The sequence below is a fragment of the Pseudomonas sp. genome, from assembly GCF_035497915.1.
GTDB lineage: Bacteria > Pseudomonadota > Gammaproteobacteria > Pseudomonadales > Pseudomonadaceae > Serpens.
On sequence record NZ_DATJCS010000004.1, the window covers coordinates 74,245 to 90,575 of the forward strand.

A 16,331-nucleotide genomic window follows, 5' to 3' on the forward strand; every position below is an offset into this window, starting at 1 on the left:
CGCGATGAAAATGCCGGCATTATGCGCAACGCGCCGCCGGAGCAACCAGCCGCACCCTTCCACAATCTGTCCCAGTTCGAGTTTTCATGCCCCTTCCCTTCGAAATCGCCCTTGAGCCGCTCACGCTCGTGCTGCTGGTCGCCGTCGCCTTCCTTGCCGGCTTCATCGACGCCATTGCCGGCGGCGGCGGGCTGCTCACCCTGCCCGCCCTGCTCACCGCCGGGCTGCCTCCGCACCTGGTGCTGGGCACCAACAAGCTGTGCGCCACCTTCGGTTCGGCCACCGCCAGCTTCACCTTCTATCGACGTCGACTGTTCGATCCCGCCCGCTGGTGGCGCGCCCTGCTCGCCACCGCCGTCGGCGCGCTGTTCGGCGCCTGGCTGGCGCACCTGCTGCCGGCCGACTGGCTGAACCTGATGCTGCCGGTAGTGGTATTCGGCTGCGCGCTGTACCTGCTGTTCCAGCGCAAGCCCCGGGAAACGGCCGGCGACAGCCAGGCACCGCTCGGCCGCCACCGACAGTGGCCGCAAGGACTCTCGCTGGGTTTCTACGATGGCGTCGCCGGACCGGGCACCGGCGCGTTCTGGACGGTCAGCACGCTGCTGCTCTACCCGCTGGACCTGCTCAAGGCCAGCGGCGTGGCACGCAGCATGAACTTCGTCAGCAACGCCATGGCCCTCGGCGTGTTCATCGTCGCCGGACAGGTAGCCTGGGTGCTGGGTATCGGCATGGGACTGGCGCTGATGGCCGGCGCCTACCTGGGCGCGCGCACGGCGATCCATGGCGGCGCGCGCTTCATCCGCCCGGTGTTCATCCTGGTGGTGCTGGCGCTGAGCCTGCGACTAGCCTGGCAGCACTGGCTCGGGGCTGCCTAAGCGGCGCGCCAGATAGAGATCGAGCAGGTAGCGGGAAATCGAGCCCGGCTTGGGCAGCGGCGGCAGCGCATCGAGGGCGAACCAGCGGGCGTCCTCGATCTCTTCGGGCTGCGGCACGATCTCGCCGCCGGCATAGTCGGCATGGAAGCCGAGCATCAGCGAATGGGGAAAGGGCCAGCTCTGGCTGCCCTGATAGCGTAGATTGCGGATCTCCAGCCCCACTTCTTCGCGAACCTCGCGGATCACGCACTGCTCCACGGATTCGGCCGGCTCGACGAAGCCGGCCAGGGTGCTGTAGACGCCGGGCGCGAAACGCGGCGAACGGGCCAGCAGGACTTCATCACCCCGGGTGACCAGCACGATCATGCTCGGCGACAGGCGCGGGTACTGGCGGGTCGCGCACTGCTCGCAGCACATCGCCCGTTCATCCTCGGCAGCTTGCTGCGGCCGGCCACAGCGCCCGCAGAAGCGGTGCTCCTCGGCCCAGGTGACGATCTGGCTGGCGTAGTTGAGCAGCGGCACCACTCGCCCGTCGCCCTCCAGCAGATGGCGGCGCAGGCTGACCCACTCGCAGCTGGCGGGCAGCGAGGCCGAATCGGCCAGCTGCATGACGCACAGCGGCGCGCCCCGCCAGTGGCCCAGGCCATGCTCGCTCAGTGCCTGGAAGCCCTGGCTGCGCACCCAGTCGCGGGAAAACAGCGGACCGGCGGCGCCTTGCACAAACCCCTGCGTGCCCTGCAGCAGCACCCAGCCGTCCGGCTGGTCGGGGGCGATGCAGGCCGGCCGCCAGTCCATCAGCAGGCCACCGGCAATCCCAGCGCCTGCACGCTGCGTTCGGCCAGGTCGAGCACGTCCTCACGCGGCTCGCCATGCAGGCGACCGCCGTCCTCCAGGAAGTATTCGATGCTGGCCAGCGCATCGGCCAGAGTATCCAGCAACTGCTCGGCCGGCATGCGCTCGGTCTCCAGCATGCGCCGCTGGATGAATTCGCCGCAGCTGCCTACCAGACGCGCCGCGCGTTCGTAACCGAGGAACCACAGGCCGCCGCGCACGGCATCCAGGGAAAGCGGCACGTTGCTCAGGTGCGGCTTGTCGCCGCCAGACTCCAGGTAGGCGACGATGGCGCGCTTGGCCATCGCCAGCCCGGCCTGAGCCTCGTCACTGACCACCACACGCGCCTCGTTGAGCTGGTGCAGCATGAAGGAAACGTTCTTCTCGGCCGGCGCGGGCGCGGCACGCCGCGCACTGCCCAGGCTGGCCACCATGCTTTCCACGTACAGCAGCGCTTCGGCCAGGCGCTCCAGAGCGCCGGCGGCCGGCGGCTGCTCGGTGGACCAACCCGCCACCTGGGGCAACTGCTCCTGCAGGGCATTGGCGGCCGAACTCAGGCCGACCATGCCCAGCGTCTTGGCAAGCTTGGCCAGCAGGCCGTGCAGGGTGGCGAGGCTGTCCGCCTGGGCGGTGCCGCGCCCGACCAGATCGAGCAGATCCTGAACCGTGCCCAGCTCCTCGCGGATGGCCGCAGACAGCGAGCGCATCACCGCCTGCCCCGGTCCGGCCAGACGCTGGTAGCCCTCCTCCAGCATGTGATCGGTGAAGGGCAGCGGACTGAGATTGAACACCTGGCGCAGCTGGCTGGCGCGCGGACCCGACGAGTCGGCCAGGGCAATCAGATAGAGCATTTCCTTGAGCACATGCCGGGGAACTTCATAGCCTTCGTTGCCCAGCAGCAGCTTGAGTTCCCGGTCGATGCGGCTGAACAGCTTGCGGGTGGACTGGCGAGGCCGCAGCTGACCGTCGAGCATGGCTTCCGCCGCGCCGGCGCCGACCCAGCAGAGCCGTCCGCGCGGCTCATGGCCGAACAGGGTGTCGAAACGCGCAAGTGCGCGCGCCATCAGCTTCAGGCCCGGCAGGTGATTGGCGTCGCGCAGGAAGCCGATCAGTCCCAGCTGGTACATGTGGCGCAGCAGCCGGGCCTGGGCCTGGCGCACGTCCGGCGCGACAACGGGAAGCTCGGCGGGCGGGCGCGCCTGATCCAGGCGCACGGTGAAAAAGAAACTGGCGGGCAAAGGGGGCTGACCCACCGAATGGCGCAGGTCGTTGATCGCCGGCAACAGCAGCTCGGGGATCTCCTGACGATGCACGTCCAGTCCTTCGAGGTAGCTGCGCAGCACATGCAGCGCACCGCTGAGGGCGGTCAGCTGAGCATCGCGCTCGGGGCCGGCATCCACCGGAATGTCCATACCCAGGCGCAGGATTTCCTGCGCCAGCAGCTCGGCACCGGCCAGCTCGATGAGCTTCAGCGTGCCGCGCACCTGCTGCAGGCTGCCGATTGCCTGCTGTAACAGACCGCCGTTCTGCCGCTCGGCAATGAATTGTTCCAGGTACTGCTCGGCCTCGGCCATGGTGGCGAACAATTCGTCGCGGACCAGGTTGAGGGATGTCACTCCAGCCATGCCACTGCTTCTCCCTGCAGGCGGTTCAACGGTTCAGTCGGCAAACTCCGGTGCCTGCTTGCTCATGTGAGCCGCCATGGCAACCCTGAGATCGGCCGACTGCAGCATCGCGGCGTTCCAGGTCGCGATGTATTCCAGGCCATCGTCCACGCGATGGTCACGCATGTAGCGAATCATTTCCTTGGTGCCGCGAATGGCGATGGGCGACTTGGCGGCGATCTCCGCGGCCAGTTGCATGACGCCGGCCAGCAGGCTGTCCGGGTCCTCGTACACGCGATTGACCAGGCCGATGCGCTGCGCTTCGTCACCGTCCACCATGCGCCCGGTGAAGGCCAGCTCGCGCATCATGCCGTCGCCGATGATGCGCGGCAGACGCTGCAGCGTACCCACGTCGGCGGCCATGCCCATGTCGATCTCCTTGATGGAGAACTTCGCGTCGCGGGAGGCGTAGCGCATGTCGCAGGCGGACACCAGATCGATGGCGCCACCCAGACAATAACCCTGGATCGCCGCCAGCACCGGCTTGCGGCAGCGGTCAACGGCGTTGAAGGAGGATTGCAGCTCGAGGATCTTGCGGCGCAGGGCCTCGGCGCTGCGCCCGACATCCTTGCCCACCAGCGAGGCCGCCTGGGCCAGCAGGTTGAGATCGATGCCGGCGGAAAAGTGTTCACCGGCGCCGCTGAGCACCACCACCCGGACTTCATCCGTACGGTCGGCCCACCCGAAGATCTCGATGATTTCGGTCCAGAAGGCGCCGTTCATGGCATTGCGCTTTTCCGGCCGGTTGATCTGCACGTGGGCGATCTTGCCCGTTAACTCGACCCGGAAGGCTTGATAATCGGCCATGCGACATTCCCTCACGATTCAAATGGCTGTATGAAACTGCCCGCCACTATAACAAGCGGCCATTAAAAGTCGATGGCAAGGGTGTGACAAACAGCACCCTTTTCCCCGTGCGGGTCACCGGGCAGAATCGCCGGTTGCCTGCCCGGCCTCGACCACGCAATCCACGCTGTAGCAGCGACCTTCCGGGGTGTCCCGATGGCGCAGACCGTGCACATCCGCCGCGAAGCCCGGAAAGCGCTGCTCGAAGGCCTGGGCGAAGCGCAGGTAATCCAGCACGGCGGAGTTCCGCGCGCTGAAGCGCTCGCCCGGCATGATCAGCGGAATGCCGGGCGGATAGGGCACCAGCATGCTGGCCGCGACGCGGCCCGGCAGTTGATCGATGGACACCGCCTCCACCTGGCCGCGCACCAGATGGTCATAGGCCCGCGCCGGGGTCATGGCGAAGTCCGGCAACTGGGTGTACATGCGCTTGAGTGCCTTGGCCGTGGCGTTCTCCCGGTAACAGTGGTGCAGCTCCTCGCACAGGTCGCGCAGCCCCATGCCCTGATAACGCGCTCCGCCCAGGCGGGCCACGGAGGGCAGCGCCTCGCTCAACGGCAGGTTGGCGTCGAAGTGGCGCTTGAACTCCAGCAACTCGGTAAGCAGCGTGCTCCACTTGCCCTTGGTGATGCCCATGGAAAACAGCACCAGGAAGGAATACAGGCCGGTCTTCTCGACCACCAGGCCCCGCTCCCAGAGGAACCGGCTGACCACCGCCGCCGGAATGCCCTGCTCGTCCAGCCGCCCCCCGGCGGTGAGACCGGGCATGACCAGCGTGACCTTGATCGGGTCGAGCAGCATGTAGTCATCGGCCACGTCCTCGAAGCCGTGCCAGTCGGCGCCCGGCTGCAGCACCCAGTCCTCGACGCGCAGCTCGTCCAGGCTATCCGTCTCGGGTGCCTGCCAGATCCGGAACCACCAGTCGTCCGCCGCCAGGTTCTGCCGCACATTGTTCAGGGCGCGCCGGAAGCTCAGCGCCTCGTCGAAGGTTTCCTGGATGAGCGAGCGCCCGGCCGGGCCTTCCATCATCGCCGAGGCCACGTCCAGCGAGGCAAGAATGCCGTACTGGGGCGAGGTGGAGATGTGCATCATGAACGCCTCGTTGAAGCGCTCGCGATCGAGCATGCGTGCGCCATTGTCCTGCACGTGGATCATCGAGGCCTGGCTGAAGGCGGCCAGCATCTTGTGGGTCGAGTGGGTGCTGAACACCAGCGGTCCGTCGCCCTGCCGGCCGGTGCCCATGGCGTAACGGCCGGCGTAGAACTCGTGGAAGGCGGCATAGGCATACCAGGCCTCGTCGAAGTGCAGCACCTCGACACTGTCGCCCAGGGCGCGCTTGATCTGCTCGGCGTTGTAGCAGAGGCCGTCGTAGGTGGAATTGGTGATCACCGCCAGCTTGATGCGCGCCTCGCGCCCCCGCGCCAGCGGATGCGCGTCGATCTTGGCGCGGATCGCTTCGGGGCTGAATTCGCTCAGCGGGATGGGGCCGATGATGCCCAGTTCGTTTCGCTCCGGCGTCAGGTACAGCGGAATCGCCCCGGTCATGATGATGGCGTGCAGGATCGACTTGTGGCAGTTGCGGTCGACCAGCACCAGGTCGTCGCGACCGACCATGGCATGCCAGACGATTTTGTTGGCCGTGGAAGTGCCGTTGATGACGAAGAAGCTGTGGTCGGCGCCGAAGTTGCGCGCGGCCCGCGCTTCCGCCTCGGCCACCGGCCCGGTGTGATCCAGCAGCGAGCCCAGTTCCGGCACGGACACGGACAGGTCGGAGCGCAGCGTGTTCTCGCCGAAGAACTGGTGGAACGCCTGGCCGACCGGACTCTTGCGGTAGGCCACCCCGCCGCCATGGCCCGGCGTGTGCCAGGAATAGTTCGATTGCGCGGTGTGCTCCACCAGGGCGCGAAAGAACGGCGGCAGCAGCCCGTCGAGGTAATTGCGCGCCGCGCGCGCCACCTGACGCGCCAGGAAGGGCACGGTGTCCTCGAACAGATAGAGAATGCCGCGCAACTGGTTGAGGTCGGCCATGGCCTCGGCCGGGGCGTTCTCGATGGTGACCTGCTCGCCCAGGCCGAAGATCGGCAGCTGCGGCGCGCGCGATCGGGCCGCACGGATCAGCTCCACCATGTCCTGCAGCAGGCGGCGATTCTCCCCCGCCCCTTCGGCGGCCAGCAGAATGCAGGCCAGGCCGTGGTGGGTGGAGGCGACGATCCGCCCTTCCAGGGTGCTGGCCGTGCTGAGGATGGAAAAACCCGCCTGACCGAGCTCGGCGGCGATTGCCCGGATACGCTCACCGGCCACGCTATCGGCCTTGATGTCGCGATGAACGATGAGAATCGGAAAATTCAGCTCGTTGTACATGGCCCGCCCTGCCCGCTGTCTGGCGTCACAGGGTCATACAGACGGGCGCGGGCCGCAAGCGAGGAATAGCCTGCCGGGATTCTGTGGGAGCGAATTCATTCGCGAGCTCTGCCGCCCGAAGAGCTCGCGGACAAGTCCGCCCCCACGGGCCCGGCTATTGCGGCTCCAGCTGCGCCCACAGCGCCGGGGCGCCGCTGGCCTTCTCCAGCGCGGCCAGGCGCGCGGCGTGCGCGGCCAGCTCGACGTCCGAGGCGCGAATCACCCGGCCCGGCACCCGGGCCTCGATGCGCCGGATCGGCGAGGCGGCCTGCCGCCCGCTACCGGCCTCGCTGCTTTCACCAGCCAGCGACAGGTGGGTCTGGCCACCGGTCATTGCCAGGTAGACGTCGGCGAGGATCTCGGCGTCGAGCAAGGCGCCGTGCAGTTCGCGGTTGGAGTTGTCCACGCCATAGCGCTTGCACAGCGCATCCAGGCTGTTGCGCTGGCCCGGATGGCGTTCGCGGGCCACCAGCAGGGTATCCAGTACCGAGCAGTAGCTGCCGATGTCGGCGCGCTCATGCTGTCTCAGCAGGTTGAATTCATTGCTGAGGAAGCCGATATCGAACGCCGCGTTGTGGATGATCAGCTGCGCGCCCTGGATGAAGTCGAAGAACTCATCGGCCACTTCCCGGAAGCGCTGCTTGTCGGCCAGGAATTCGTTGGTGATGCCGTGCACCGCGATGGCGCCCTCGTCCACTTCACGATCCGGCTGCAGGTAGGCGTGAAAATGCCGGCCGGTCAGACGGCGTCCCATCAGTTCGACACAACCGATTTCGATGATGCGGTGGCCGTCGCCAACCGGCATGCCGGTGGTTTCGGTATCGAGAACTACGCTGCGCATGTCCTATCGTCCTGCTGTCGGTTTCGTCGTCATGACGACGCCACGGTTGGCGAGCTGGTCGGCGCGCTCGTTGCCGGGATGGCCGGTGTGTCCGCGCACCCACTCCCAGGTCACCTGGTGGCGGTTGACCTGCTCGTCCAGCTGCTGCCAGAGATCGGCGTTCTTCACCGGCTGCTTGCTGGCGGTCTTCCAGCCGCGCTTCTTCCAGTTGGGCATCCAGTCCTGGATGCCCTGCATCACGTATTGGGAATCGGTGATCAGGCGCACCTGGCAGGTACGCTTGAGGGTGGCCAGCGCCTGGATGGCCGCCATCAGCTCCATGCGGTTGTTGGTGGTCTGCGCTTCACCCCCGCAGAGCTCCTTTTCCACGCCCTTGTAGATCAGCAGGGCGCCCCAGCCCCCGGGGCCCGGATTACCCTTGCAGGCGCCGTCCGTGTAGATCTCGACGATGTCACTCATGCTTCTTGGCGATACTCGGCACGCGGCGGCTGACCTTGGCCACCGGCAACGGCAGGAGTTTTCCCATCGTTTCGCGGCGCGGCTGGCGCAAGGGTCGCAGGCCGATCATCAGCTTGCGGGCCACCAGAATGTAGAAGCCGGCCCCCGGCGACTGCCAGCGCCCGCCCCACTGTTCCAGGCGCGCCAGCCGTGCCTGCCAGGCCGGCGAGGCAAGCGGCGGACAATAACACCCGAAGCGGCGTTTCTCCAGCGCGAAGCCCAGCAGGTTGAGCCAGTCGACGACCCGGCTGGGGGCGATGCAGCGCGCCTGGCGCAGCCCGTCGGACGCGAAGTAGTGGCGCAACCCCCAGGTACTCCAGGGATTGATGCCGAGGATCACCAGGTGCCCGCCGGGCCGCACGCTGCGCGCGGCTTCGCGCAGCAGGCCGTGGGGCGAAACGCTGAAGTCCAGGCCATGCTGCAACACCACCAGGTCGGCACTGTGTTCGCCCAGCGGCCAGGCCTGTTCGTCGCAGGCGATTTCCACGCCCGGGAACGGCGCGCCAAGACTGACGACGTGGCGAATCTGCCGGGCCGCGCAGACCTTGGGCGGCGGACCGTAATGAATGAGGAAACCGCCGAAGAAACCGGCCAGTTCGGATTCCAGCAGCGGCTGCTCGGCGCTCAGCATCTGCTGCCCCAGGGGACCGGCGAACCAGCGGCGCGCCTCACCGGTCAGCGCCAGCCAGCGAGGATCGGCCTGGGCGAAGGGTTGCTCGGTCATGACCACCTCCGGATGAGCGCGGGACGGGAGGACCTGCCCCGGCAATGGCGATTAAGATGCACCTTTATGTTCCGCAACGCGAGTATCCCGCCATGCTGACGATCGATGCCCTGCCGGCCTTCAATGACAACTACATCTGGCTGCTGCAAGACCCGGCGACACGCCAGTGCGCCGTGGTGGACCCCGGCGCCGCCGAGCCGGTGCTCGGCTGGCTGGCGGCGCACCCCGACTGGCGCCTGACCGACATCCTGATCACCCACCATCACCACGACCATGTCGGCGGCGTGGCGCGTCTCAAGCAGCACAGCGGAGCGCGGGTGATCGGCCCGGCTCAGGAAAACATCCCGGCCCGCGACCTGGCCGTCGGCGAAGGCGACACGCTGGAGGTCCTTGGCAGACCCTGGCGCGTGCTGCATGTTCCGGGTCACACCCTGGGCCACGTCGCCTACTACAGCGAAGCCGGGGACGCGCCCGTGCTGTTCAGTGGCGACACCCTGTTCGCCGCCGGCTGCGGTCGCCTCTTCGAAGGCAGCCCCGCGCAGATGCACGACTCGCTGAACCGACTGGCGCGCCTGCCGGATGCCACGCGCATCTACTGCGCCCATGAATACACCCTCAGCAACCTGCGCTTCGCCAGGGCCGTGGAACCGCACAACGAGCAAGTGCGCGCGCGCCAGGAAGAAGTCGAGCAATGGCGTGCCGCCGGGCGGATCAGCCTGCCTTCCTCGCTGGGCATCGAGAAGGCCACCAACCCCTTCCTGCGCTGCGATGAAACATCCGTTCATGAAATTATTTCAGTGCGTCAAAAAAATGCTGATCTGACGCCAGCGCTTGTTTTTGAAGCTCTGCGCGCCTGGAAGGACCACTTTTAATTTCCCGAAGCGAGGCCCCTATCACCGGGCCTCCTTGCCCTTTCGCCGTTGCGTTCCCTAGAATCGCGCCAATTTTTGGCCTCGAAACGACCACTCCAATGGCGCCGCTTCTGTCTTTTCATCTTTATTCAGCCCCTCTGGCACGCGCCCTGCGCCTCGCCTCGCTGGCCGGCCTGCTGGCCCTGGCGGGCTGCCAGAGCCTGCAGCAGTCCAGCGATCCGGTGGATCAGGCGACCCCGGAAACCCTGCCAACCAACACCGTCGCACAACCCACCGCGGCCACAGTGCAGGCCCCGCCGGCCGATATCTGGGCGCGCATGCGCGCAGGCTTTTCCTTTTCGATAGAGGACAACGCCCAGATCGTTCGCCACCGCCAATTGTTCATCGACAATCCTCGGACGCTGGAAGCTGCCAGCGAACGCGGAAGTCTATACATGCACTACATCGTCGAGCGTCTGGAAGAGCGCCAGCTGCCGCTGGAGCTGGCCCTGCTGCCGGTGATCGAAAGCGCCTACAACCCGCTGGCCTATTCCCGCGCCCATGCCGCCGGCCTGTGGCAGTTCATTCCCGCCACGGGACGCCATTTCAACCTGCGTCAGACCAACTGGTATGACGGACGCCGCGATGTCACCGCCTCCACCGACGCCGCACTGAACTACCTCACCCGCCTGCATGCCATGTTCGACGGCGATTGGCCGCTGGCCCTGGCGGCATACAACGCCGGCGAGGGGACCGTGCGCCGAGCCATCAAGCGCAACGAGAGCAAGGGCCTGCCCACCGATTTCTGGAGCCTGCCGCTGCCGCGCGAAACCCGTGACTACGTGCCCAAGCTGCTCGGCCTCGCCTCGCTGGTGAAGGCGCCCGAGCAATACAACGTCGCGCTCAACCCGATCCCCAACGAACCCTATTTCGAGGTCGTGGAGATCAACCGCCGCATGGACCTGGCCCGCGCCGCCAAGCTGGCCGAGCTCGACGAACAGCACCTGTACCTGCTCAACCCGGCCTTCAAGCGCCGCATCACCATGGACGGCCCGCGCCACCTGCTGGTGCCGAGCAGCAACGCCGAGATCCTTACCGCCAACCTGGCTCAGCTGCCGCAAGAGGATCTGGTCGATTGGCGCGAATACAAGGTGCGTCCGGGCGACAGCCTGTACACCATCGCCCGCCAGCACAACCTGACCGTCGGCATGCTGCAGGAAATCAACCGCATCAAGGGCACGCACCTGCGCGTCGGCCAGCTGCTCAGCATTCCCTCGCACGCCGGCCAGCCGGCACCCGCCGCCCGCACCGTACTGGCCAGCGCCAGCACGGCGGGCGAAGGCACCTACAACTACCGGGTGAAGAATGGCGACTCGCTGTGGACCATCGCCGCCAACCACAAGGTCAGCGTCACCGACATCAAGCGCTGGAACAAGCTGTCGGGCAACCGCCTGCGCATCGACCAGGTCCTGACCCTGCGCGGCGGCAGCGCCCAGCCGGCCGGCGAACAGCCGACGCTCTACAAGGTGCGCAAGGGCGACTCGCTGTATGCCATCGCCAAGCGCTTCAACGTGAACGTCAGCCACCTGCAGAACTGGAACCCCAACAGCAGCGCTGCGCTGCGACCCGGCCAGACGCTGACGCTCTATCTCGCCGACTGATCCCGCCCCGCGGCGTACCGTCGATCCGCAGCCGCGGGTCGGCGGGCTTTTGCCCCCCGGGGCAAGCTGGTACTGTACCGGCAGCTTCATCCGCCGCCATGGACCGGGTTCCCTTGCCTGATGTACCGCCTCCTTTCCCTGTTGCTGAGCCTGTTCTGCCTGCCGGCCTACGCCGGGCTCTTCCACAGCCATGGCTATGCCCAGTTCGGCGCGCTCAGGTATCCCGCCTCCTTTACCCACTTTGACTGGGTAAACCCCGACGCGCCCAAGGGCGGCATCCTGCGCCTGATGGGCCTGGGCACCTTCGACAGCCTCAACCCCTACCCGCTCAAGGGCACCAGCCCGATGGCCACGGCCAACTTCTGGCAGTACGGCGTCAGCGAGCTGAACGCCCCGCTGATGGTGGGCACCGGCAGCTACGACCCCTCGGGCGATGAGCCGGCAGCCAGCTACGGCCTGGTGGCCGAATCCATCGACTACGACAGCGAACGCAGCTGGGTGGTGTTCAACCTGCGCCGCGAGGCGCGTTTCCATGACGGCAAACCGATCACCGCCGCCGATGTGGCCTTTTCCTACCGCACCCTGCTGCACGACGGCCACCCGAGCTATCGCACCAGCCTGCAGGAGGTCGCCCGGGTCGACATCCTCAACAGCCAGCGCATCCGCTTCGTGTTCAAGCGCGCCGGCAATCCGCTGCTGATCCTGCGCCTCGGCGAGCTACCGGTGCTGCCCCAGCACTACTGGAACAAGCGCGACATCAAGGCCACCAGTTTCGAGCCGCCGCTGGGCAGCGGCCCCTACCGCATCACCCAGGTCGAGCCCGGCCGCCGCCTGGTGTTCGAGCGGGTGCAGAACTGGTGGGGCAAGGACCTGCCGGTCAATCGCGGCAAGTACAACTTCGACCGGGTGGAGGTGGACTTCTACCGCGACAACCATGTCGCCTTCGAAGCCTTCAAGGCCGGTGAATTCGACATCTTTCTGGAAAACCAGGCAAAGAACTGGGCCAGCGGCTACAACTTCCCGGCAGTCGCGCGCGGCGAAGTGATCCGCGCCGAGATTCCCCACCGGATTCCCACCCAGACCCAGGCGCTGTTCATGAACAGCCGGCGGGCGATCTTCGCCGATCGCCGGGTGCGCGAAGCCATGGGCCTGATGCTGGATTTCGAATGGGCCAACCGCACTCTGTTCAATGCCGCCTACCGACGCAGCGAAAGCTACTTCCCGAACAGCGAATTCTCCGCCACCGGCACGCCGGACGGCGCCGAGCGGGATCTGCTGGCACCCTGGCGCAAGCAACTGCCGCCCGGCCTGCTCGAGCGCCCCTGGCAGATGCCGCGCACCGACGGACGCGGCATTCCCCGCGATACCCTCCGCCGCGCCCTCGGCCTGCTGGCCGAGGCGGGCTGGAAGCCGTCCGGCCAGGGACTGCGCGACGCCCGGGGCCGCCCGTTGCGTTTCGAGATCCTGCTGGTCAACCCGCGTCTGGAGCGCATCCTGCAACCCTACCGGGAGAACCTGCAGCGCCTCGGTGTGCAGGTCAGCCTGCGCACCGTGGACCGCGCCCAATACAAGCAGCGCCTGGACAGCTTCGACTACGACATGGTGCTGATGACCTTGCCGCAAACCCTGAGTCCCGGCCTGGAGCAGTGGCAGTACTTCCATTCCTCCCAGGCGAACGTGCGCGGCAGTCGCAACTATGCGGGCATCGCCGACCCGGTGGTCGACGCCCTGCTGGAGCGGCTGCTGGCCGCAACCAGCCGCGACGAGCAGGTCATCGCCACCCGCGCCCTGGACCGCGTGCTGCTCTGGCAGCACTACAGCATCCCCAACTGGTACATCGACCACCACCGTCTGGCCTATCGCAGTCGCCTGGCCATGCCCGGCACACCGCCCTATACCCTCGGACTGCGTGCCTGGTGGCAAAAGCCCACGGAGAAGAGCTCACGATGAACACCCTGTGCAAACGCCTGCTGCCGGCCACGGCCCTGACGCTCGGACTGACCGGCGCGGCCCTGGCGCAACCGCAGCACGCCGTCACACTGTATGACGAGGCGCCGCTCTACCCGGCCGGCTTCACGCACTTCGACTTCGTCAACCCGGTCGCGCCCAAGGGCGGCACCCTGCGCCTGGCCGGCCTCAACGGTTTCGACAGCTTCAACCCGTTCATTCCCAAGGGCAACGAAGCCAGCATGATCGGGCTGGTCTACGACACCCTGACCTACCATTCCCCGGACGAGCCGTTCACCGAATACGGCCTGCTGGCGGAAAAGATCGAAAAGGCGCCGGACAACCGCTTCGTGCGCTTCCACCTGCGCCCCAAGGCCCGCTTCCACGACGGCACCCCGGTCACCGCCGAAGACGTGGTGTTCACCTTCAACACCCTGGTCAGCCAGGGCGACCCGATGTACCGCCATTACTACGCGGACATCAAACAGGCGGTGGCCGAAGGTCCGCATCGCGTGCGCTTCGACTTCACCCACAGCGGCAACCGCGAGCTGCCGCTGATCATCGGCCAGCTGCAGATCCTGCCGCGCCACTGGTGGCAGGAGCGCGATCTCACCCAGCAGGACTCTGCACCCACCCTGGAAAGCGTCGCCACATTGGCGAGCGCCGAGGAGGGTCGCAGCGTCACCATCACCCTGAACGAGGGCGAAAACACCCCCAGTGCCGAGGAAGTGCGGCTCTCGCATGAGGCCCAGAAGCTGCCGGCACTCGCCGCCGTGAAATCCCTGCACATCGAGGATGCCAGGCGCCTGCGTGTCGAACTGAGCGGCTCCGCCAGCGAGGAACTGCTGGCCGCCCTGCGGGCCATGAAGGTCCTGCCGGCCAAGCGCGATTTCACCCGCACCAGCCTGGAGCCACCGCTGGGCAGCGGCCCGTATCGCATCGCCAGCTACGCCGCCGGCCGTTCCGTGCGCTACGAGCGCATCACCGATTGGTGGGCCGCCGATCTGCCGGTGACCCGCGGGCTGTACAACTTCGACGCCATCAGCCTGGACTACTACCGGGACATGTCCGTGGCGCTGGAAGCCTTCAAGGCCGGGCAGTTCGACTACAACCTGGAATACTCGGCCAAGGACTGGGCCACCGGCTATGACAGCCCGGCCCTGCGCAGTGGCCGGATCATCCAGGAAGCGATTCCCAACCATAACCCGGTCGGCATGCAGGGCTTCACCTTCAACATCCGCCGCCCGATGTTCCAGGATCGCCGGGTGCGCGAGGCCATCGCCCTGCTGTTCGACTTTGAATGGGCCAACAAGCAGCTGTTCTTCGGCGCCTACAAGCGCACCAGCAGTTTCTTCGAGAACTCCGAGATGGCCGCCCGCGGCCTGCCCGACGAGGCGGAGCTGAAGCTGCTCGAACCGCTGCGCGCGCAACTGCCCGAGGAAGTGTTCACCGAGGAATTCCACCCGCCGGTCAGCGACGGCAGCGGCATCATTCGCGACCGCCAGCGCCGCGCCTACCAGTTGCTGCTGGAGGCTGGCTACCGGGTGGAAAACGACCGCATGGTGAATGCCGAAGGCCAGCCGCTGGCCTTCGAATTCCTCGTGCTGCAGGCCAACCTGGAACGGGTGATCCTGCCCTTCAAGCGCAACCTGGCCGAGCTGGGCATCGAGCTGCAGCTGCGCCGGGTGGACGTGTCGCAGTACATCAACCGCCTGCGTTCGCGGGACTTCGACATGACCTCCAGCATCTGGCCGCAATCCAATTCGCCGGGCAACGAACAGATGGAGTTCTGGCATTCGCGCAGCGCCGACAGCCCGGGCAGCCGCAACTTCATCGGCCTGCGCGACCCGGCCATCGACGCGCTGGTGGAAGGGCTGATCCGTGCCGACTCGCGGCAGAGCCTGATCACCCACGCCCGCGCGCTGGACCGCGCCCTGCTCTGGGGCCACTACGTGATTCCCAACTACTACATCGACAGCTGGCGTGTGGCGCACTGGACGCACCTCAAGCGCCCGCCGCGCACGCCGCGCTACGACGTGGGGCTGATGAGCTGGTGGATCGAAGGCAGCGCACCGCAGCCGGTTCCGACCGACGCGGAGGTGGCTGAATAATGCTGGCCTACATCGCGCGGCGCCTGCTGCTGATCATCCCGACGCTGCTCGGCATCCTGCTGATCAACTTCCTCATCATCCAGGCCGCGCCCGGCGGCCCGGTGGAACAGACCATCGCCCGTCTGGAAGGCTTCGATGCCGCTGCCGGTGGCGCCACCGGACGCATCGCCGGCGGCGGCGCCGAAGCGGCGAGCGGCTCCAACTACCGCGGCGCCCAGGGCCTGGACCCGGAACTGGTGGCCGAGATCGAGCGCATGTACGGCTTCGACAAGCCCGCCCACGAGCGCTTCTGGCTGATGCTGACCAACTATGCGCGCTTCGACTTCGGCGAAAGCTTCTTCCGCGACGCCAAGGTCACCGACCTGATCCTGGAAAAGATGCCGGTCTCCATCTCCCTGGGCTTATGGAGCACGCTGATCATGTACCTGGTGTCGATTCCGCTGGGCATCGCCAAGGCCACCCGCCACGGCAGCGCCTTCGACGTCTGGACCAGTTCGACGATCATCGTCGGCTACGCGATTCCGGCGTTCCTGTTCGCCATCCTGCTGATCGTGGTGTTCGCCGGCGGCAGCTATTTCAACTGGTTCCCGTTGCGCGGCCTCACCTCCAGCAACTTCGACGAACTGTCGCTGCTGGGCAAGGTCGTCGATTACTTCTGGCACCTGGCGCTGCCGGTCACCGCGCTGGTGATCGGCAACTTCGCCACCCTCACCCTGCTGACCAAGAACAGTTTCCTCGACGAGATCGGCAAGCAGTACGTGGTCACCGCCAAGGCCAAGGGCCTGAGTCCCAACCGCGTGCTCTACGGTCATGTATTCCGCAACGCCATGCTGATCATCATCGCCGGCTTCCCGGCGGCCTTCATCGGCATGTTCTTCACCGGCTCGCTGCTCATCGAGGTGATCTTCTCCTTGGACGGCCTCGGGCTACTGAGCTTCGAGTCGGCGCTGAACCGTGACTATCCGGTGGTGTTCGGCACGCTGTTCCTGTTCACCCTGCTGGGGTTGCTGGTCAAGCTGATCGGCGATATCACCTACACGCTGGTCGATCCGCGCATCGACTTCGAAAGCCGGGAGGGTTGA

The 16,331-nt window shown here is 66.6% G+C and carries 13 protein-coding genes; 6 read left to right on the plus strand and 7 right to left on the minus strand.

The genetic code is table 11. The features are described from left to right. Positions 1-86 precede the first annotated feature (86 nt). On the plus strand, positions 87-875 hold the full coding sequence (locus tag VL129_RS01205) for a TSUP family transporter (RefSeq protein WP_325409226.1): 789 nt from the start codon (positions 87-89) through the stop codon (positions 873-875). Here the strand turns inward: VL129_RS01205 and nudC are convergent. The 7 genes from nudC to VL129_RS01240 form a co-directional block, all read right to left on the minus strand. Next, positions 843-1,676: an NAD(+) diphosphatase gene (nudC, locus tag VL129_RS01210; RefSeq protein WP_414705102.1), complete on the minus strand. Its 834-nt coding sequence runs from the start codon at positions 1,674-1,676 to the stop codon at positions 843-845. The two genes, VL129_RS01205 and nudC, sit on opposite strands and share 33 nt — an antisense overlap. Continuing rightward, a complete protein-coding gene (locus VL129_RS01215; protein WP_325409230.1) occupies positions 1,670-3,331 on the minus strand; it encodes a FimL-related protein in 1,662 nt (553 codons plus the stop codon). The genes nudC and VL129_RS01215 overlap by 7 nt, the downstream gene beginning before the upstream one ends. 33 nt (positions 3,332-3,364) lie before the next feature. After that, positions 3,365-4,177: a crotonase/enoyl-CoA hydratase family protein gene (locus tag VL129_RS01220; protein ID WP_325409232.1), complete on the minus strand. Its 813-nt coding sequence runs from the start codon at positions 4,175-4,177 to the stop codon at positions 3,365-3,367. A gap of 114 nt (positions 4,178-4,291) precedes the next feature. Next, a complete protein-coding gene (locus VL129_RS01225; RefSeq protein WP_325409233.1) occupies positions 4,292-6,577 on the minus strand; it encodes an arginine/lysine/ornithine decarboxylase in 2,286 nt (761 codons plus the stop codon). Positions 6,578-6,731: 154 nt separating this feature from the next. Further along, the gene (gene dnaQ / locus VL129_RS01230) at positions 6,732-7,457 is read right to left on the minus strand and encodes a DNA polymerase III subunit epsilon (protein WP_325409234.1); all 726 of its coding nucleotides are present in this window, start codon (positions 7,455-7,457) and stop codon (positions 6,732-6,734) included. Positions 7,458-7,460: 3 nt separating this feature from the next. Beyond that, complete coding sequence (rnhA, locus tag VL129_RS01235) at positions 7,461-7,916, minus strand: ribonuclease HI (RefSeq protein ID WP_325409236.1); 456 nt, start codon at positions 7,914-7,916, stop codon at positions 7,461-7,463. Continuing rightward, on the minus strand, positions 7,909-8,679 hold the full coding sequence (locus tag VL129_RS01240) for a class I SAM-dependent methyltransferase (RefSeq protein WP_325409238.1): 771 nt from the start codon (positions 8,677-8,679) through the stop codon (positions 7,909-7,911). The genes rnhA and VL129_RS01240 overlap by 8 nt, the downstream gene beginning before the upstream one ends. A 92-nt stretch (positions 8,680-8,771) precedes the next feature. On the opposite strand from VL129_RS01240, the gene gloB reads away from it, so the two are divergent. The 5 genes from gloB (at position 8,772) to VL129_RS01265 (ending at position 16,331) form a co-directional block, all read left to right on the plus strand. Then, the gene (gene gloB, locus VL129_RS01245; RefSeq protein WP_325409240.1) at positions 8,772-9,551 is read left to right on the plus strand and encodes a hydroxyacylglutathione hydrolase; all 780 of its coding nucleotides are present in this window, start codon (positions 8,772-8,774) and stop codon (positions 9,549-9,551) included. A gap of 98 nt (positions 9,552-9,649) precedes the next feature. Then, entirely contained in the window at positions 9,650-11,191 is a 1,542-nt protein-coding gene (locus VL129_RS01250) for a lytic transglycosylase (RefSeq protein ID WP_325409242.1), read from the plus strand. Between the two features lie 120 nt (positions 11,192-11,311). Then, complete coding sequence (locus tag VL129_RS01255) at positions 11,312-13,141, plus strand: extracellular solute-binding protein (RefSeq protein WP_325409244.1); 1,830 nt, start codon at positions 11,312-11,314, stop codon at positions 13,139-13,141. Beyond that, positions 13,138-15,249, plus strand: coding sequence for an extracellular solute-binding protein (locus VL129_RS01260; protein ID WP_325409246.1), 2,112 nt, complete (start codon positions 13,138-13,140; stop codon positions 15,247-15,249). The genes VL129_RS01255 and VL129_RS01260 overlap by 4 nt, the downstream gene beginning before the upstream one ends. Then, entirely contained in the window at positions 15,249-16,331 is a 1,083-nt protein-coding gene (locus VL129_RS01265; protein WP_325409248.1) for a microcin C ABC transporter permease YejB, read from the plus strand. The genes VL129_RS01260 and VL129_RS01265 overlap by 1 nt, the downstream gene beginning before the upstream one ends.